This window comes from Kocuria sp. JC486 (genome assembly GCF_011602805.1).
Taxonomy (GTDB): Bacteria; Actinomycetota; Actinomycetes; order Actinomycetales; family Micrococcaceae; genus Kocuria; species Kocuria soli.
Map to the genome: position 1 here is coordinate 1 of NZ_JAAOZS010000027.1, position 18,833 is coordinate 18,833.

The window sequence follows — 18,833 nt, forward strand, 5'->3', positions numbered from 1 at the left end:
AACCTGAGCGCCAGCTGCTTCTGCTCCCGGCTGAGATGACCGTGCTTGCCCTGCATCCGGATCCTCCTGTGGTCAGTGACTGTCCCATCTCACAGGAGATGTTGCGCTGACCGCTTGAATCCGCCGATCCTGAGGTCAGCCTCGGCTTTTTCGCGGCGGAGCTCGACCGCCCACAGCGTTGATCGTGGAGTACATCGACCAGTACAGGCATGAGTTCGGCGTCGAGCCGATCTGTCGAACGCTGACCGCAGCGGGCACGCAGATCGCGCCGAGCACGTACTACGCGTTCAAGACCCGCCCACCCTCGAAGCGAGCACTACGCGACGAGGAACTGCTGGTCGAGATCCACCGCGTCCATGCGGCGAACTTCGGCGTCTACGGGGCGAAGAAGGTCCACGCCCAGCTGCGCCGCGAGGGCGTCGTCATCGCGCGTTGCACGGTCGAGCGGCTCATGCGCGGCGCGGGGTTGCGAGGGGTCAGCCGGGCCAAGGGCCCGCGCACCACGATCTCCGGTCGTGGCCCGGATAATCGTCCTGACCTGGTCGAACGTGACTTCACCGCGACCGCTCCGAACCAGTTGTGGGTCGCGGACATCACCTACTGCCGCACCTTCGCCGGCTGGGTGTATGCCGCGTTCGTCATCGATGTGTTCTCCCGCCGCGTGGTCGGCTGGCAGCTGTCGAAGTCGCTGCGGACGGACCTCGCGTTGGACGCGCTCGAGATGGGCATCTGGACCCGCGATCACGCAGGCCAGGCCGTCTCCGGGCTCACGCACCACAGCGATAAGGGCGTTCAGTACGTCGCCATCCGCTACACCGAGCGTCTTGCTGAGGCCGGCGCGGCCGCCTCGGTCGGCTCCACCGGCGACTCGTATGACAATGCCCTGGCCGAGGCCTTCAACTCGCTGTTCAAGGCTGAACTGGTCCGCAACCGCGGGCCCTGGAAGAACATCGACGACCTCGAGATCGCGACCGCGGAATACATCGACTGGTTCAATCACCGGCGACTTCACGGCGAGATCGGCATGATCCCGCCCGTCGAGCTCGAGGACACCTACCATCACAACCACCCCGCACCGGCACCCGCCGACGCGGCACTTGCGAGCCTCTAACAAACCCGGGGCGTTTCAGAGAGGATCCCGGCCTGCGAGCACGGCTTCCACGCCGTCCGCCGACTCATCCGCCACCCGGCCCGCCGAGCCTCGTCTGCCAGGTATCGGTATCCGAACGTCGGGTCGTCATCGTGGGCATCCCGCAGTGCGTTGATGCGGTGCGCACGGAGGAGGTCCGCGTCTCGGACGGGAGCGTTGCGCCACCGGTAGTAGGGCTGTCTGGCGAGCTTGAGAACCCGGCACGACACCGTCACGGGAATCCCCGATCCGGCGAGCTCAGCAACGAGCGGGTATGTCATTGTGGGGAACCACCAAGGCGCAGATTCGCCTGCGACAGATACGCCGCAGCCCTCCTGAGCACCTCGTTCTCCTGCTCAAGCAGGCGGATCCGCTTCTTCAACTCACGAGCTTCCGCCGCGTCCGCCGCAGTCTGACCTGGGCGGTTGCCGTCCTCGACGTCGGCCTGACGGAGCCAGTTCTGCAACGTCGCTTCACTGATACCGAAATCCGTGGCGATCTGTTTGATGGTGACGCCGCTCTCACGACGCCGAGCGACCGCGACAACATCCTCGCGGAACTCTCTGGGATAGGGACCAGGCATGATGACATCCTCCCCGCCAGCGCCCCTAAGCGCTAACGATCAGTTGTCACCAGTTCGTTCCTCACGCCCCAACGGACCAGAGCCCGTGCCGTCTCCTGACGTGGATAGCCTGCTGGCATGAACCCGAGTGTGAGTTGGGTAGAGACGTCGGATGGCCGCAAACTTCAGACCTTCACGTGGGGCAGCGGTGACGGAGTGGTCGTCTTTGAGGCGGGGTTGGGCGCCGGCGCACGGTCCTGGGGACTGGTCGCCCAGGAACTTCCTGCTCGCGTGAGAGCGGTGGCCTACAACCGAGCCGGGATCGGCGAGAGCACGCCGGATGACCAGCATCCGACGTTGGACAGGCTCGCTGCAGATCTGTCATGCGTCGTCGGTAACCAGGGCAGTCGAGTGGTCCTGGTTGGTCATTCCTGGGGTGGACCAATCGTCCGACGGGCGGCCAGTGGTCCTGCAAAGGAAATAGTGCGCGGAGTGGTGTTGGTCGATCCCTCTGACGAAGGTGCCACGGTCTATTTCACGAAGGGCAACGCGGTGATTACAGCAGTGCAGTCTGCTGTGATGCCGGTCTTGGCACGAATGGGGATTCTGCGGTGTGTACTCAATGCAGTGATCAGGGGCGTTGGCCTGCGTAAGCACCTCAGAGGCGCAGTTGAGGAGTCGACGACGCTCGCCGCAGTGCGAGCCACTGCCGCGGAGGACCGCCAGATTCGTAACGGTCTGAAAATGCTCAGGTGCGATCCTGATGTGATCGATGTGCCGGTCACTGTGATCAGTGGCACGAAGAAGACACGTTGCGGGTCGAGCCGTCAGGAGTTGATCGAAGCACATCGGCGTTCCGCGGGGCTCTACCCACGTGGGCGTCACGTAGAGGCCCATAACTCTCAGCACTTCATTCCACTGACTGACCCTGAGCTGGTGGGTTCAGAGGTCTTGAGGATTCTCGAATCCCCGACTTGATCGTGACCATTTCGGGCCGGAGGTGCTGGTGCGTTGCTGCCGACGCCGCGGGCCTGGAGTGAGCACTGTGAGCAGCCCCGTACGAGGTAAGTGCTTGTGGGCCTGTCGTTGATGCCCATCCCTGGAGCGTGGTTGCGCAGCTACTCTGCTGCGCGGATGGGGCTTCGAACCCGACCGCTGGTCCGGGCGCTCCCGGCTCGGCAAAAAGGCCAGCCAGGTCAATCTCGTATTGGGGATCATGCTGCACGCGATTGACCGCACCCTGACGCTGAACGAGGCCAACGTCATCCCCAACATGATCTGATGACCTGACGGTATAGGTTGGTCATTGCATGCGAGGTGGCGCTTCCTTCACATTCAACCGTTATTTATTCGAGGTTGCGAGTAAACGTTGTTCTATTCACCAATGCGCCCCGGATCCAACCAATGATGGCCAGCACGACCCCGAGCCCAATGAGAACGGCTCCCGGACTCGTGTCTGTGGCGCGGGGATCCAGGAGGAACAGAGCCAGGGCAACGAATAACCCGACGATGACAAAAAATCTACCCGTCTGTACCAGGTCTGATTTTGTCTGCTTCTGATTTTTCGTTCCGGTGGTCATTTCACCGCCCTCTCAGCGGAGCTGCAATTGGGCACGTTGCCAGTGATGTGCTGAACCGTGTCCCACCCCCTCACCGCACCCGAACCTCCGCCTGCAACATGTACGGCGCCGCGGACACCAAACTCGGGAACCGCTTGCGCAGTCGACTGACCTCCGCCCGCACGGCGACGTCGGAAATGCCCGGCTTGGGCCACGCGGCGATCGCCAGTTCGGTGGGCGTCATGGCCCCGTGCGCCCCGGCTAGCGTCAGGATGATGGCCGTGTGGCGGCCGCTGAGGTGGTGCGTCGTCGTACGGTCCCCGAGCTCGATCTCCAGGGTGGACGCGGCCGGGTCCAGGACATAGGCGTGGTCGGCGTGGGTGGGGCTGACCTGGGTGATCAGCACGACGTCGCCCAGGTTGTCCACCTCGCACAACCCCACCCCGGGCAGCACTTGACGACCACTCCGCAAGGGCGCCTTGTCCGTGCCCAGCGAGATCCGTTCCGTCGGCACCACGTGACTGGCACCCAGCACCCACCCGTGGCGATCGCACAGCAGCCACGGAACCTGCAGGTCGGCCACCAGATGCCAGGACCGGGTCCGCAACCGCTCCAGCTCTCGCAGATGCGCGTTGCGCAGGGACAACTCCACCTGCGCAGTCACGGACTTGATGAGGCCAAGGATCGCCGGATGCGCCTCGTCCAAGGGCCCGGAGATGTCCAGCACCCCGATGGTCTGCCCACTCGCGGGATCGTGCAGCGGAGCCGCAGCGCAGGACCACAGGTGCTGGTCCAGGCACCAGTGCTCGGGGCCGTGGACCTGGATGGGGCGGCCCAGACGCGTGGCCATGTCGATGGCATTGGTGCCCACGCTGTTCTCACCCCACCGGGCACCGGGGACAAAGCCGATGCCGTCGGCGGCCTGCAACACGTTCCAGTCACCGAACCGCCTGGTCACCCGCGCATCGGCGGTGGCAAAGACCCCCACCAGCCCGGAGTCGGCCAGGGTGGGGCCCAGGATCGAGCCGACCAGCTTCTCGAGTCCACCCGCCGTGGTCCCGTAGGTGGTGACCATGGCGGCACGGGCATCGGCGGCCGCGGTCTCGTCGACGTCGGGGTCCTGACGCTCCACGGGAACCCCGATGCGCTGCATGCGATTCCAGGAGTGTTCGATGACCGGCCGCGGCCGGGCGGGCAGGGGCCGACCGGCCAGGCGGGCCTGGTGCACCTCGGACAGCACGTGCGCGTAATCGACGGGGTCCACGTCGGAGAAGAACGCGGGCTCCAGCCGTGCCTGCTGCACCATGGCGACCTCCTGGAAATGTGATGGGGGCCACGTTGAGTTTATCGGCGGGGGTCTGTGGGAGGCCAGGGAACGTTGCATGCCGTTGCAATCGGGCGTCTGCCGTTGTGAGCCGGGCCGCACGGGCGTCATACGCACCTCTCCGGCGCGAGTCCAGGGGCACATCCCTATGGTTCAGGGACTCGCGGCCGCGAGCGCCATGCCGAGGGCGGCCGTGCATCACAAAGAAGTGAGGTCTGGACATGGAGTTGTCAGAGTTGTCAAAAGAGCAGCTGCTGGATGCCTACCGGAAGATGTCCGAAATCCGGGCATTCGAGGACCGGCTGCACAAGGAGAACACCGGAGGTGACATCCCCGGGTTCATCCACCTGTACGCAGGTGAGGAGGCCATCGCCGTCGGCGTGTGCGAGCACCTGACCCCGGCGGACAAGATCGCCTCCACCCACCGCGGTCACGGCCACTGCATCGCCAAGGGCAGTGACATCGAGGGAATGATGCTCGAGATCTTCGGGCGCAAGGAAGGCCTGTGTCACGGCAAGGGCGGCTCCATGCACATTGCCGACCTGGCCACGGGCATGCTCGGTGCCAACGGCATCGTGGGTGGCGGCCCGCCCATCACCATCGGCGCCGCGCTGACCGCCAAGTACAAGGGCGACGGCAACGTGGCCGTGTCCTTTACGGGCGACGGCGGCTCCAACCAGGGCCTTGTGCTCGAGGCGATGAACATGGCGGTGGTGCTCAACCTCCCCGTGGTCTTCGTGTTCGAGAACAACGGAATGGGCGAGGCCACGGGTGCAGAGTTCGCCGTCGGTGCTCCAAGCATTGCCAAGCGTGCCGAGGGCTTCGGACTACCGGCCGTGACCGTGGACGGCACCGACTTCTTCGCGGTCCACGAAGCCGCGGGAGAAGCCATCGAACGAGCCCGCACGGGCGGCGGCCCCTCCGTCATCGAGGCCAAGTGCAACCGCTTCTACGGCCACTTCGAAGGTGACCAAGCGCTCTACCGCACCCCCGAACAGCTCGAAGAGCTCAAGGCCAAGACCGATCCGCTGTCGATCTTCCGGGACCGCACGGACGGCGTCCTCGACCCGGCCGAGCTGGCCCTGATCGATTCCGAAAGCGAACAACGTGTGGACGCCGCCGTCGCCACGGCCCGCGCCGCCGCCCTGCCCGACCCCTCCGACGTGGACACCGACGTCTACGTCTCGTACTGATTCGTACCCGACCGGTACTGACAGGAGCTATTCGTCATGACGAAAATGAGTTTTCGCGAAGGCATCCGCGCGGCCATGGCCGATGCGATGCGCGAAGATCCCGACGTGGTTCTCATCGGTGAGGACCTGCGCGGTGGCAAGGGAGGAATCAACCCGGACAAATCGATCGAGGCCTTCGGCGGCGTCTTCGGAGTCACCCAGGGACTGTGGACCGAGTTCGGTGACGACCGCGTCATCGACACCCCCATCACGGAGTCGGCGATCGTCGGCATGGCAGCCGGCGCTGCCGTGACCGGTCTGCGGCCCGTGGCCGAGTTGATGTTCATGGACTTCTTCGGCGTGGCCTACGACATGATCTACAACCAGGCCGCGAAGTTCCGCTACATGTTCGGCGGCAAGGCACGGACCCCGTTGGTGGTCCGCGGCATCATCGGCGCCGGTGTGGGGGCGGCGGGGCAGCACTCCAACTCCCCGTACAACATCTTCACCTCGACCGCCGGCATCAAGGTGGTCGTCCCCTCCAACGCCTACGACGCGCGCGGCCTGCTGCTGCAGTCCATTCGCGACGACGACCCCGTCCTGTTCTGCGAACACAAGACTCTCTACGACGTCAAAGTGGACGTCCCGGAGTCCGCCTACGCGATCCCGCTGGGCGTTGCCGCCTACCCGCGTGAGGGCACGGACGTGACCGTGGTGGCGCTGGCCAAGGCCGCCGTCGACTCGATCCAGGTTGCGGACAAGCTGGCCGCCGAAGGGATCTCGGTCGAGGTCGTGGATCCCCGCACCACCTCCCCGTTGGACGAGGACGGGATTCTGGAGTCCGTGGCCTCCACCGGCCGCCTGGTCATCGTGGACGAGTCCGCGGCGCGCTGCGGTTTCGCCCACGACGTCGCCGCCCTGGTGGCCTCCAAGGGCTTCGACACCCTCAAGGCGCCGATCCAGATGGTCATCCCGCCGCACACCCCGGTCCCGTTCTCCACCCCGCTCGAGCAGGCGTGGATCCCCGGCCCGGAGAAGATCGAGGCGGCCATCCGCGCGGTTGTGGAGGCTTGAGATGGCACCGATCTACGGACTAGAGATCCCCAAATGGGGAATGACCATGGACGAGGGTGTGGTCACCGAATGGCTGGTGGGCGACGGCGCGGAGGTGACCGCCGGACAACCGGTGGTCTCCGTGGAGTCCTCCAAGCTGGCCGGTGAGATCGAGGCGCAGGGTGCCGGCGTGATGCGACGGCAGTTGGGCCAGCTGGGGGAGACCTACGTGGTGGGCACCCTGATCGGGGTCATCGCCGACGCGGACGTGTCCGACGCCGAGATCGACGACTTCGTCACCGGTCACGGTGCGGCGGCCGGTGGTGGCAGTGGCAGCGGCGGAGGAGCCGCCGTCGGTGCCGCGACGGACAGCGAAGGCGAGCCCCTGGGTGCAACAGAGACCCCGGCGAACACGGCCGCCCCGCAAGGCGACAGCGCCACGTCCCGCACCCCAGCACCGGCAGCGACGGCGGCAGCCACCTCACCCACGGTGCCCGCTCCGGCGGAGGACACGGGCGCCGACCGGATCCCCGAGCAACTGCGCGGCAGCGATGACGGGGAGATCCCCGCGACGCCGCACGCCCTGAAGCTCGCACAGGAACACGGGATCGCCCTGTCCAAGATCACCCCCACGGGTCGTGGCGGGCGCGTGAGCGTCCGCGACATCCAGGAGGCGGTGTCCGCCGCCGGTGGCCAGGTGAGCTTCGGCAACGACCGCCCGAAGGTGGGCAGACTGCCCGTCACGGGGGACGACTCCGCGGTGGCGGCAACGCCCATCGCGCGCCGCCTGGCGGCCGAGAACGGGATCAACCTGAACGGGATCCGGCCCTCGGGTAGGGGTGGGCGGGTCACCCGCGAGGACGTTCTGGGCCATCTGGCTCGGACCACCGGTTCGGCCGGTGGGACGGCACAGCCCGTGGCGCAGGAACCTGCCCGGGCGGCCGCGGCGCCGTCGTCGTCGGAAAGCGGCACCGGGAACAACACTGGGAACAAGGGGACGCAGATCCCCCTGACCCAGATGCGCAAGGTGATCGCCGGGCGGCTGCAGGAGAGCTACCAGCAGTCCCCGCACTTCCGGGTCACCACCCACGCCGACATCGACGAGCTGCTGAGCATCCGCAAGCAGATCAACGCCGGCCGGGACGACGCACGGGTGACGGTCAACGACCTGGTGGTCGGCGCCGCGGCCCAGGCGTTGTTGCGGGTGCCGGAGGTCAACGCGCAGTACGACCCCGCCGCCCAGGTGGTCACGCAGTTCGAGCACGTGGACCTGTCCGTCGCCGTTTCCACGGGGGAGGGGCTGATCACGCCGATCGTTCGCAATGCGGACCAGAAGAAGATCACCGCCATCTCCGCCGAGATGACGGACCTGGCCACCCGTGCCAAGGCCGGAACGCTGGGGCCGGACGAGTTCCAAGGCGGCACGTTCACGGTCTCCAACCTGGGAATGTTTGGTGTCTCGCACTTCGACGCGATCATCAATCCGCCCCAGGTGGCCATCCTGGCGGTCGGCGCGGGACAGCGTCAGTTCGTCCCGGACGACGACGGCGCCCCCGTGGCTCGCACCCGCTTGCCGCTGACCCTTTCGGCCGATCACCGCGTGGTCGACGGCGCCACCGCAGCCCGGTTCTGCCGGGAACTGCAGCGCATCCTCGAATCCCCCAGCCTGATCTTCGCCTGAAGGGGGACGCGATGAATGAACCCAAACAGTTCGACGTCGTGGTCGTCGGGGCGGGCCCCGGTGGTTACCCCGCGGCGATCAGGGCGGCGCAAACGGGATTGCAGACGGCCGTGGTGGAGCGCGGTGACTTGGGAGGGATCTGCCTCAACTGGGGCTGTATCCCCACCAAGAGCCTGTTGCACGCGGCCGAGTTGGCCCGGACCTCCCGGCACAGTGCGAACTTCGGCGTGCAGTACCCCGCCCCGGAGATCGACCTGGCCGGGGCGGTTGCGGCGTCGCGGTCCGTGGCCGGACAACTGGCCGGCGGTGTGGGTGCGCTGCTGGCCGGCAACGGTGTGGCGGTGTTCCGCGGTTCGGCCCGGTTGGTGGACAAGGGCGAGGTCGATGTCACGGACGACGACGGCGGGGTGACCCGGTTGTCGGCCGACCACGTCGTGCTGGCCACCGGTGCCGCGCCGCGCTCGCTGCCTGGGATCGACCTGTCCGATCCCGGTGTCTGGTCCTACCGTGAGGCGCTGGCACCGGAGACGTTGCCGGAGTCCCTTCTGGTCATCGGTTCGGGTGCCATCGGGTCCGAATTCGCCTCCGTCTACTCGGCGTTGGGATCGCAGGTGACGCTTCTGGAGGCGGCCGACCGGTTGCTTCCGGCGGAGGCGCCGTCGGTGTCCCAGGTCCTGGCGAGCGAGCTCGGCAAGCAGGGCATCACCACGGCAACCGGGGTGAAGATCACCTCCGTGACCCGCACCGGTGAAGGGCCGGGGTCGATGGTGACCACCTGGGAGGACTCCAACGGAGCCGCCCAGGAGACCACCTCCGATGCCGTGCTGCTGGCGGTAGGCGTCAAGGCGAACACCGCCGACCTGGGGCTGGACGGGTACGACATCCTGCGCCCGGACGGCTCCGTGATCACCGACGACGTCGGTCGCACAGGAGTGTGGGGTCTCTACGCGATCGGTGACGTGGCCGGTGGACCGTGTCTGGCCCACAAGGCCACCACGGAAGCCGTTCGGTGCATCGACGCGCTCGCGGGCGTCCGCCGGGTTCCCGAACCGGAGGACTGGCGGGACTGGGTGCCCAAGTGCACGTACACCTCCCCGGAGGTGGCCAGCATCGGCATCACCGCCGCCGCAGCCCGGGCCAAGGGCCTCAACGTCAAGTCCGGCCGGGTGCCCATGTCCGAGAACGGGCGGGCGCTGGGCGCGGGGGAGACCGTGGGCTTTGCCGAGGTCACGATCGACACGGACACCGGTCACATCCTGGGTGCCACCCTGGTGGGTGCCGGAGTCACGGAGTTGATCGGGATGCTCAGCGTGGCCCACGCCGCCGGGATGACCGCCGAGGAGTTCGCGCGGTCCGTCATCCCGCACCCCACGCGATCGGAGGCCGTGCACGAGGCGGTTCTCAAGGCCCTCGGGAGACCGATCAACAGTCTGTGACGGTGGTCGGTGCCCGAGAGCCGGCGACGGCGGCCCCGGAGTTCCGCTCCGGGGCCGCCGTGTGTCCGGGACGCGCCGTCGTCGGGAAAAACCTGGCGACTTCCTGACGTCTGCATACCCAGTTGACCTGCAGAAACACTGGAATCCCAAAAGTAGCCACAAGGCCCCACGGAAAACCTCGGGCAACCGTCGCCATCTGAGGCGACTGAACGTCTACTGTTCAATCGCGCCTAAGTCCTCGGTGCGGTACGGATCCGGTGGGGCCAACTTGCGGGTGGGCCTCGGTCCTGAGTGACCTTCGTTGTCCGGTGGGGTGTGCCTTGCGCTGAACTTAGGCCTAACGTATGACTGCGCCGCGTGGCGCCCGCCCCTGATCAACGGAGAGAAGAGGGACGCAATGAGTGACCCGACGACGGCCACCAGGATCGATTTCATCGCTCCTCTGACCGGTGTCCTGGTACCGATCGAAGAGGTGCCGGACCCCGTGTTCGCGCAGAAGATGATGGGTGAGGGGTTTTCCATCGACCCCCTGGCCGGTCAGCTCGTGGCCCCGGTTGCCGGTGAGGTGGTGGACGTCCAGCAGTCCGGCCACGCCGTGACCGTCCGCTCGGAAGACGGCCTGGACGTGCTCATGCACATCGGCCTGGACACCGTGGCCCTCCAGGGGCAGGGCTTCACCCCGCTGGTCGAACAGGGCCAGCGTGTGACCGTGGGCCAACCGCTCATCGACTTCGAACTGGACTTCCTGGCCACCCGCGCCAAGAGCCTCCTGACCCAGATCGTGATCGCCAACTCTGATCGGGTGGACTCCCTGTCGCCCAAGTCCGGGCTGGTCAAGGCCGGCCAGGACGTGGCCGCCGAGGTCGTCCTGGCGGGCGAATCCACCAACGACGGCGCCGCGGGTTCCACCGCCGCCGGGGTCGCGGCGGGTGCCGGGGCAGGCGTAGCTGCTGGTGCGGCCGCTGGAGCCGCTTCCGCCGGTGGGTCGGACACCACGATCGCCGAAGTCATCATCCCCAACCCCACGGGCATGCACGCGCGCCCCGCGGCCAACCTGGTCAACGTGGCCAAGGACTTCGAGTCCGACATCCAGTTGGACAAGGACGACGAGTCCGGCAGCGCCAAGAGCATCGTCTCCATCCTGGCCATGGCCCTCGCCTTCGGCGACAAGATGACCATCACCGCCACCGGTCCGGATGCCCAGCAGGCCGTGACCGCTCTGACCGAGGCCATCAACGGTGGTCTGGGCGAAGACGTCGGAACGCTGCCGTCCGGCACTGCGGACACCCTGGCCACCCCCGCCGTCGAAGAGCCCTCGCAGGCCGAGCCGGTGCACGTCACGGATGAGCCCCGCTCGGGCGACCCGAACGTCCTGCTCGGCGTGACCGCCTCGCCGGGTCTGGGCATCGGCCGTGTGGTGCAGATGCGTCAGACGGAGATCCAGGTCCAGGAGACCGGGGAGGACCCCGGCCAGGAGCGCGCCAAGCTCGACGCGGCGATCCAGACCTCAATCAACGAACTCGGCGAACTCCAGCAGCGCCTGGTGAACGAAGGCTCCGAGGACAAGGCCGAGATCTTCGGCGCGCACCAGGAGATCCTGCGTGACCCCGAACTGGTCAACCAGGCCCAGACCGGGATCGACCAGGGCAAGTCGGCGGCCTTCGCCTGGCGGGAGTCCTACACGGGTTTCGCCACCCAGCTGGAAGGCCTGCAGAACGAGGTGCTGGCAGGGCGTGCGGCGGACATGCGCGACGTCGGTCAGCGCGTGCTCGAGACCCTGACCGGGCAGCACCGTGAGCAGGCCGAACTGGCCGAGGGCACCATCCTGGTGGCCGAGGACCTGACCCCGTCCGACACGGCACAGCTGGACCGCTCCAAGGTCGTGGGCTTTGCGACCACGCAGGGTGGCGCCTCCTCCCACGTGGCGATCATCGCCCGCTCCATGGACATCCCCGCCGTGGCCGGCATTGAGGCCCGCGCGCTGGACATCCCGGAGGGCTCCCGCGTGGTGCTCGACGGCACGGCCGGCAAGCTGCAGCTGAACCTCTCCGATGAGCAGATCTCAGGGATCGAGGCGCGGCAGCAGCGCATGGCCGAGCGCAAGGCCGTCGAGGACGCAGCCAAGGACGAACCCGCCGTGACCACGGACGGCCACCGGGTCGCCGTCGTCGCCAACATCGGCGGTGCCGACGACGCACGGGAGGCCATGCAGCACGGCGCCGAGGGTGTGGGTCTGCTGCGCTCCGAGTTCGTGTTCATGGAGCGCCCGACCGCGCCCACGGAGCAGGAACAGGCCGACGTGTACGCGGAGTGCTCGCGGGCCCTCAAGCCGGGTCAGCCCCTGGTCCTGCGCACGCTCGACGTCGGCGGCGACAAGCCCTTGAGCTACCTCCCGATCCCCAAGGAGGAGAACCCGTTCCTGGGTCTGCGCGGTGTGCGTGTGGGCCTTGAGCAGCCTGAGGTTCTGCGCACCCAGCTGCGCGCGATCTTCGCCGCTGCTGGCGCCGGTGCCGAACTGCACGTCATGTTCCCCATGATCGCCACGATCGCGGACTGGCGTGCCGCCAAGGCCATCTTCGACGAGGAGAAGGCCGCCTCCGGCATCACCACCAAGGTCTCCTGCGGCATCATGATGGAGGTCCCCTCCGTGGCCGTGATGGCCCAGCAGTTCGCCGCCGAGGAAGGCTGTGACTTCTTCAGCGTGGGCACCAACGACCTCACCAGCTACACGCTGGCGATGGACCGCGGCCACCCCAAGCTGGCCGCGCAAGTGGACCCCTGCAACCCCGCCGTCCTGACCCTGATCGGGCAGGCCGCCGCCGCGCTGCACGCCCAGGGCAAGTGGCTCGGCGTCTGCGGTGGCGTGGCCTCCGATCCCCAGGCCGTCCCGATTCTCGTTGGGCTCGGTGTCGACGAGCTCAGCGCCTCCATCCCGGCGATCCCCTCCGTGAAAGCGAAGGTCCGGGAGTACTCACTCGAGCAGTGCAAGGAATTGGCGGCCCAGGCCGTCACCTGCTCGACCCCCGAAGAGGTTCGCTCACTGGTCCCCATGGACCAGGACTGAATCACCGGCCGCCAACCGGTGACAAAACCCCAGAGCGAAAACTGACAAGGATCCCTCCCCATGAGTAATTCAGCACAGCAGATCGTCGACGCCGTCGGCGGTCCGGACAACATCTCGAGCCTGACGCACTGCGCCACGCGTCTGCGTTTCCAGCTCAACGACGCGAGCGTGGTCGATGCCAAGACCGTGGACTCCATCGACGGCGTCATGGGCTCCGTGCCCCAGGCCGGTGAGCGCTACCAGGTGATCATCGGTGGCGCCGTGCAGTCCGTGTACAACGAGATCAACGCCCTGCCTGCGATGGCCAACCGCGGCGGTGGCGGCGGAGAATCCGCCGACGACGTGAAGGCTGCCGCCCGTGCCAAGGGCCCGCGCGGCAAGTTCTCCTGGTTGGACAACTTCTTCGAGTTCCTCTCCGACTCCTTCCGCCCGATCCTGGGTGCCCTGCTGGGTGCCTCCCTGTTCATCACCTTCATGGCGCTCATGGGCACCCTGGGCGTGATCGGCAACTGGGCCGACCCGCGAACCGACCTGGACCCGTCCTGGCAGTTCGTGAACTTCATGTGGCAGTCGGTGTTCGTCTTCCTGCCCCTGATGGTCGCCTACAACGCAACCAAGAAGTTGGGCGCTGACCCGTGGGTCGGCTTCGCCGTCATGGCCCTGGTGATGCTGCCGGGCTTCGCCGCCCTGGGGGAGTCCCCCGCTGCGTACCAGGCCAACGTCGCAGGCAGTGACGTGACGCTGGTCGACGTGTTCGGCATCCCGCTGACCATCTTCAACTACGGCTCCCAGGTGTTCCCGCCGCTGCTCATGGCTGCGGTGCTCGGGCCGTTGAGCAAGGGCTTGAAGAAGATCATCCCGGCCAACGTGCAGTTGATCTTCGTGCCCTTCCTGTCGATGCTGATCATGCTGCCACTGACCGCGTTCCTGATCGGCCCCATCGGCGTGTTCGCAGGTGCCGGTCTGGCCAACGTGCTGCAGTCCGTGAACGCGTTCTCGCCGTTCATCTTCGCGATCATCATCCCGCTGGCCTACCCGTTCATGGTGCCGCTGGGTCTGCACTGGCCGATCAACGCGATCATGCTGCTGAACATCCAGACCCTGGGCTTCGACTACATCCAGGGCCCCATGGGCGCGTGGAACTTCGCCTGCTTCGGCGCCACCGCCGGCGTTCTCTTCCTGGCCATCAAGGACAAGGAAGTGCAGATGCGCCAGACGGCGACGGGTGCGCTCGCGGCCGGTCTGCTGGGTGGTATCTCCGAACCGTCCCTGTACGGCATCCACCTGCGCTTCAAGCGCATCTACCCGCTCATGCTGGTGGGCTGTGCCGTGGGTGGCCTGGTCCAGGGCTTCGGCGGCGGTCAGGTGCACACCAACGCGTTCGTGTTCACCTCCCTGCTGACCATCCCGGCCTTCGACCGCATCGGCCTGTACACCCTGTCCATCGGTGCCGCGTTCCTGGTGGCCATGCTCCTGGTGATCTTCCTGGACTACCGCACCCCGGAACAGCGCGCCGAGTCCAAGGCCGCCAAGGCCGCACTCGAAGGTGGCGACACCTCCGGTGCCGCGGCTGCCGGTGGTGCCGCTGCGGGTGGTTCGACCGCCGCGGGCGTCGCCGCTACCCGCTCCACCGACGCCGGGGCCGGCTCGAACGGAACCGGTGCCGCGGATCCCAAGGACGTCGTCTCCGACGAGGACCAGGCCAAGGCGAGCCAGTGGCTGGCCGCTCTGGGCGGTCCGGAGAACGTCTCCCAGGCAGACGCCGCCGCCGAAACCCGGCTGCGGGTCCAGGTCAAGGACTCCACCAAGGTCGACGAGGCGGCCCTGAACGCCGCGGGTCTGCCCGGAGCCGTTCAGGTCTCCCCGGACCTGTGGCACCTGGTGGTCGGCTCGAACGCCAACCAGTACGCCACGGCGATGGGCGCCAAGCTCGGCAAGCAGCCCGTGGGCTGACAACCTGGCGGCTTGACCACCTGACGTACGAGGGCCGGTGACCACGTTCCGACGTGGTCACCGGCCCTCTTTCGTGCCGCCCGTCCTTGTACGGCTGTCTTGTTCGTATGCCGTGTGCGGCTGCGACGGGGGGTGCCTCAGGTACGGGCCGCGACGACGTCGTCGGTGTTGGTCGGGCGGGAGCGTTCGAGTCGGAACGCGAACAGCAGAATTCCGGCGCCGGCCAGAGCCATGGCGGCACCCACCAACGACGGCGTGCGGTAGCCGAGCCCAGCGGTGAGGACCAACCCGCCGAGCCAAGCACCCAGGGCGTTGGCCACGTTCAGCGATGCATGGTTCATGGCCGCGCCCAGCGTGACGGCGTCCCCGGCCACGTCCATGAGGCGCAGCTGGAGGTTGGTCACCAGGATCGACCCGATGGCGGTGATCAGGAACAGCACCGGCAGCGCCCACCACCCGCGGGGGATGACCAGCCAGAACAGGAGCATGGCGACGGCGGAGCCCGCCGAGCCGAGCAGCAGGGACTTGGCGATCGACCACCGGGCCAGTTCACCGGCCAGCCAGGTCCCCACCGTCATGCCCAGACCGAAGGCCAACAGGAACAGGGGGACGCTGGAGGCGGACAGCCCTCCGACGTCGGTGACCGTGGTGGCGATGTAGGAGTAGATCGCGAACAGACCGCCGAATCCCACAGCGCCCGCGGCCATGGTCAGCCAGACCTGGCTGCGGCGGAAGAAGTCCCGGGCCTCGGAGAGTCCCTTGGCGTCACGGTCGGCGGGGGTGGCCGGGACGAAGATCATGACCAGGACCACCGTCAGTACGGAGATCGCGGCCGCCAGGACGTAGGTGGACCGCCATCCGAAGGTCTGGCCCATCCAGGTGGCGGTGGGCACGCCCACGATGTTGGCCACGGACAGTCCGATCATCACGCCAGCCACCGCGCGCCCACGGTACTGCGGGGCCACCAAACCGGCTGCGACTAGGGACGCCACCCCGAAATATGCCCCGTGCGGCATACCGTTGAAGAACCGGGCCAGCGTGAAGAATGCGTAATTGGTGGCCAGGCCGCTCAGGATGTTGAAGACGGCGTACACCGCCATGAGGGACAACAGCAGCCCCTTGCGTGGCAGGCGCGCACCGAAAATCGACAGCACGGGGACGCCGACCACCACGCCCAGCGCATAAGCGGAAATCGCGTGCGCCGCCTGGGGTTCGGGCACGCCCAGGGACTCCGCGATCTGCGGGAGGACGCCCATGGTCATGAACTCGGTGGTGCCGATCGCGAATCCACCGACCGACAGGGCGATGATCGCAATGACCGCCCGGGCGGTCTGGTTTCCACCGGGGTGTGCGCCGTCGTAGGTGGTGCGGGCACTGGGCGGTGAGGGGGAGGCGGTGCGGGCCACGGAACATCCCATCACTGGTCGATCGGTCGGGTGCGTGCCCGGACGTGAACTGCAGTGGACGTCACGCCGGGCCAGCGGAAGAACACACGGGCGCGGGTGGTTGTTCCGAACATGCCCGTCCTCGTATTCCTGCACGCCCATCCCGACGACGAGTCCTCGGCAACCTCGGGCACCATGGCCAAGGCCGTTGCCGAGGGTCACCGCGTCGTCGAAATCATCGCCACCAACGGCGACCACGGCACCCCGCCACCCGCGCCGAAGAACGGTGAACCGGTGCTGGGTGTGGTTGAGCACCGGCGACTGGAGGCTGCTGCGGCCGCGCGGGAGATCGGGATCCACCGCGTCGAATGGCTCGGGTACACGGATTCCGGCATGACCGGGTGGGAGCAGAACTCCGCCAACGGCTCCTTCATGGGGGCCGACGTGGACGAGGCCGCCGCCAAGGTGGCCGCGATCCTGGACCAGGAGGCAGCCGACGTGCTGGTCGGGTACGACTGGCACGGGAATTACGGCCACCCCGATCATGTGAAAGTACACGCCGTGGCCCACAGAGCCGCCGAGTTGGCCGCCACGCGGCCGCGCCTGCTGGAGACCAGCATGAATCGGGACGAGATGCGTCGACGTTTCGAGGCCGCGGTGGCCGCCGGTGCGGACCCGGAGACCCTCTTCGACCCCGAACACCCCGGCGACGACGGCAACGGGCTCGGTCTCCCGGAATCAGAGTTGCATTGGGCGGTTGAGTTGGACGGCGAGTTGCTGGCCGTCAAACGCCGCGCCCTGGGCTGTCACTCGTCTCAGGAGGACGTGCAGAACTTGCTGTCCTTGCCGCAGGACCAGTTCGAGGCTGCGTTCGGCACCGAGCACTACCGGGAGGCGGGACGTCCGGACGGAATGTTGCGGGAGTGGCCCTTCTGAGCTGAGCCTGACGGCCGTGTTTAACTGCCCTGACACCACATCCACCTGAACACCGAGGTGAAGGGGCAAGTTCATGAACAAAGACGTTCTGGGGCCGCTACCGGGCATTGATCCCAACGAACCGCAGGAGCGGTTGCGTGGATGGAAGATCGTGGGTCCGGGCCTGGTCGTGGCTGCGACCGGCGTCGGCGCTGCGGACCTGGTGGCCACGCTGGCTGCGGGCTCACGCTACGGGTACGCCCTGCTGTGGGCCGTGATCGTGGGAACGATCATGAAGATCGTTCTGGTCGAAGGTGCCGGGCGGTACTCGCTGTCCACCGGGCGCACCATCTTCGAGGGCTGGCGCTCACTGGGACGGTGGACCACGTGGTACTTCGGCCCCTACATCATGATCTGGGGGTTCGTGTACGGCGCGACGGCGATGTCCTCCTCCGCTCTGCCGCTCGCGGCGCTGTTCCCGTGGCTGCCCCTGTGGGTATGGGCGATCCTGTCCGGGCTGATCGGCCTGGCGCTCGTGTGGTTCGGACGGTATGCCGCGGTCGAGAAGGTCACCGCCGCGCTGGTGGGAATCATGTTCGTCGTGGTCGTGGGGCTCGCGATCCTGGCATTGCCCAACATTCCGAACATGATCACCGGGCTGGTCCCGGTCATTCCGGAAGGTGGGCTGGTCTACACACTGGCGCTGGCCGGAGGTATCGGCGGCACCATCACGCTGGCCGCCTACGGGTACTGGTTGCGGGAGAAGGGCTGGGCCACTCCGCGCTGGATGCGGGTCATGCAGCTGGACAACACCACGGCATATGTCGTCACCGGCATATTTGTTCTGGCCATGCTGGTGGTGGGCGCGGAGGTGCTCTACACGGCCGGACTGACGGTTTCGGCCAGCGACAGCGGCCTGCTCGATCTGGACGAGGTCCTGCGTGATCGGTACGGCGATTTCATCGGTGTCATGTTCCTGGTCGGCTTCTGGGCGGCGTCCTTCTCCTCCGTGGTAGGCGTTTGGTCAGGGGTGTCCCTCATGTTCGCTGACTTCTGGGGCAACATGCGCAACAAGCCCGCCGGGCACCCGGACACCCGCCCCGGCGGGAAGTACACCAAGTTCTACCTGCTCTGGTTGACGTTCCCACCCATGCTCCTGCTGCTTCTGGAGCGGCCGATCTTCTTGATCTTGCTCTACGGAGTTCTGGGTGCTCTGTTCATGCCGTTCTTGGCGGTGACCCTGTTGGGACTGTTGAACACGGACCGTGTGCCGCGGCAGTGGCGCAACGGCTGGTTCACCAACCTGGTGCTGGCCTTCTGCGCGATCCTGTTCATCATCCTGGGCGTCTACCAGACCTGGGACACCATTCAGGACGTTCTGGCCGCAGGCGGCTGACCGGCCCTCTTCCGCCGCCTCCTCCCGCCGACTTCGGGGTTGTTCCGCCTATAGGGCCGAATAGGCGGAACAACCCCGAACTCGGCGCGGGAATGTAGGCCCGGACATACGAAGCGGGCCCGCCCCCCCCCCAAAGGGGGGGGGGCGCCGGGGTGGCGGCCGATCACCACCGGAAGGACCGGGCCGGGTGGTGTTCGTGCCCCC

General features: G+C 67.1%; 12 protein-coding genes, 1 pseudogene and 1 other annotated feature. Of the genes and pseudogenes, 10 read left to right on the forward strand and 3 right to left on the reverse strand.

What is annotated here, in order from left to right:
• The first annotated feature begins 142 nt into the window (after positions 1-142).
• Positions 143-271, forward strand: a sequence feature (AL1L pseudoknot).
• Positions 185-1,111 (forward strand): IS3 family transposase, encoded by a 927-nt coding sequence (locus tag GWK18_RS11500; RefSeq protein WP_348535939.1) that lies wholly within the window; start codon positions 185-187, stop codon positions 1,109-1,111. Its footprint overlaps the feature before it by 87 nt.
• Before the next feature lie 89 nt (positions 1,112-1,200).
• Here GWK18_RS11500 and GWK18_RS13225 read toward each other — a convergent pair.
• Positions 1,201-1,712: pseudogene (locus GWK18_RS13225) on the reverse strand (transposase); the annotation flags it as partial.
• Positions 1,713-1,829: 117 nt separating this feature from the next.
• On the opposite strand from GWK18_RS13225, the gene GWK18_RS11510 reads away from it, so the two are divergent.
• Positions 1,830-2,669, forward strand: a complete 840-nt coding sequence (locus GWK18_RS11510) for an alpha/beta hydrolase (RefSeq protein WP_123825786.1) — start codon at positions 1,830-1,832, stop codon at positions 2,667-2,669.
• A 672-nt stretch (positions 2,670-3,341) separates the two neighbouring features.
• Here GWK18_RS11510 and GWK18_RS11515 read toward each other — a convergent pair.
• Positions 3,342-4,556, reverse strand: a complete 1,215-nt coding sequence (locus GWK18_RS11515; protein WP_166835373.1) for a GAF domain-containing protein — start codon at positions 4,554-4,556, stop codon at positions 3,342-3,344.
• A 254-nt stretch (positions 4,557-4,810) separates the two neighbouring features.
• On the opposite strand from GWK18_RS11515, the gene GWK18_RS11520 reads away from it, so the two are divergent.
• From GWK18_RS11520 to GWK18_RS11545, 6 genes are all read left to right on the forward strand, one after another.
• Positions 4,811-5,767: a thiamine pyrophosphate-dependent dehydrogenase E1 component subunit alpha gene (locus GWK18_RS11520; protein ID WP_280720467.1), complete on the forward strand. Its 957-nt coding sequence runs from the start codon at positions 4,811-4,813 to the stop codon at positions 5,765-5,767.
• Between the two features lie 36 nt (positions 5,768-5,803).
• A complete protein-coding gene (locus tag GWK18_RS11525) occupies positions 5,804-6,820 on the forward strand; it encodes an alpha-ketoacid dehydrogenase subunit beta (RefSeq protein WP_123825790.1) in 1,017 nt (338 codons plus the stop codon).
• A 1-nt stretch (position 6,821) separates the two neighbouring features.
• Complete coding sequence (locus GWK18_RS11530; protein ID WP_123825792.1) at positions 6,822-8,480, forward strand: 2-oxo acid dehydrogenase subunit E2; 1,659 nt, start codon at positions 6,822-6,824, stop codon at positions 8,478-8,480.
• Between the two features lie 11 nt (positions 8,481-8,491).
• Positions 8,492-9,916, forward strand: a complete 1,425-nt coding sequence (gene lpdA / locus GWK18_RS11535) for a dihydrolipoyl dehydrogenase (protein WP_166835375.1) — start codon at positions 8,492-8,494, stop codon at positions 9,914-9,916.
• Positions 9,917-10,313: 397 nt separating this feature from the next.
• Entirely contained in the window at positions 10,314-12,980 is a 2,667-nt protein-coding gene (ptsP, locus tag GWK18_RS11540; protein ID WP_166835377.1) for a phosphoenolpyruvate--protein phosphotransferase, read from the forward strand.
• A gap of 60 nt (positions 12,981-13,040) precedes the next feature.
• Positions 13,041-14,933, forward strand: a complete 1,893-nt coding sequence (locus tag GWK18_RS11545; RefSeq protein WP_166835379.1) for a PTS transporter subunit EIIB — start codon at positions 13,041-13,043, stop codon at positions 14,931-14,933.
• Between the two features lie 137 nt (positions 14,934-15,070).
• On the opposite strand, the gene GWK18_RS11550 is transcribed toward GWK18_RS11545, so the two are convergent.
• Positions 15,071-16,339: an MFS transporter gene (locus tag GWK18_RS11550; RefSeq protein WP_348535940.1), complete on the reverse strand. Its 1,269-nt coding sequence runs from the start codon at positions 16,337-16,339 to the stop codon at positions 15,071-15,073.
• A 111-nt stretch (positions 16,340-16,450) separates the two neighbouring features.
• Between GWK18_RS11550 and GWK18_RS11555 the strand changes: the two genes are divergently transcribed.
• Positions 16,451-17,254 carry a PIG-L family deacetylase gene (locus GWK18_RS11555; protein ID WP_166835383.1) on the forward strand — a complete coding sequence of 268 codons (804 nt, stop codon included), beginning with the start codon at positions 16,451-16,453 and terminating at the stop codon, positions 17,252-17,254.
• A gap of 73 nt (positions 17,255-17,327) precedes the next feature.
• Positions 17,328-18,629: an Nramp family divalent metal transporter gene (locus GWK18_RS11560; protein WP_166835385.1), complete on the forward strand. Its 1,302-nt coding sequence runs from the start codon at positions 17,328-17,330 to the stop codon at positions 18,627-18,629.
• Positions 18,630-18,833 lie beyond the last annotated feature (204 nt).

Coding starts and splice junctions, on each gene's coding strand:
- GWK18_RS11560 (WP_166835385.1), top strand. CDS start 17,328: ATGAACAAAGACGTTCTGGGGCCGCTACCGGGCATTGATCCCAACGAA.
- GWK18_RS11530 (WP_123825792.1), top strand. CDS start 6,822: ATGGCACCGATCTACGGACTAGAGATCCCCAAATGGGGAATGACCATG.
- GWK18_RS11555 (WP_166835383.1), top strand. CDS start 16,451: ATGCCCGTCCTCGTATTCCTGCACGCCCATCCCGACGACGAGTCCTCG.
- GWK18_RS11525 (WP_123825790.1), top strand. CDS start 5,804: ATGACGAAAATGAGTTTTCGCGAAGGCATCCGCGCGGCCATGGCCGAT.
- lpdA (WP_166835375.1), top strand. CDS start 8,492: ATGAATGAACCCAAACAGTTCGACGTCGTGGTCGTCGGGGCGGGCCCC.
- ptsP (WP_166835377.1), top strand. CDS start 10,314: ATGAGTGACCCGACGACGGCCACCAGGATCGATTTCATCGCTCCTCTG.
- GWK18_RS11515 (WP_166835373.1), bottom strand. CDS start 4,556: ATGGTGCAGCAGGCACGGCTGGAGCCCGCGTTCTTCTCCGACGTGGAC.
- GWK18_RS11510 (WP_123825786.1), top strand. CDS start 1,830: ATGAACCCGAGTGTGAGTTGGGTAGAGACGTCGGATGGCCGCAAACTT.
- GWK18_RS11545 (WP_166835379.1), top strand. CDS start 13,041: ATGAGTAATTCAGCACAGCAGATCGTCGACGCCGTCGGCGGTCCGGAC.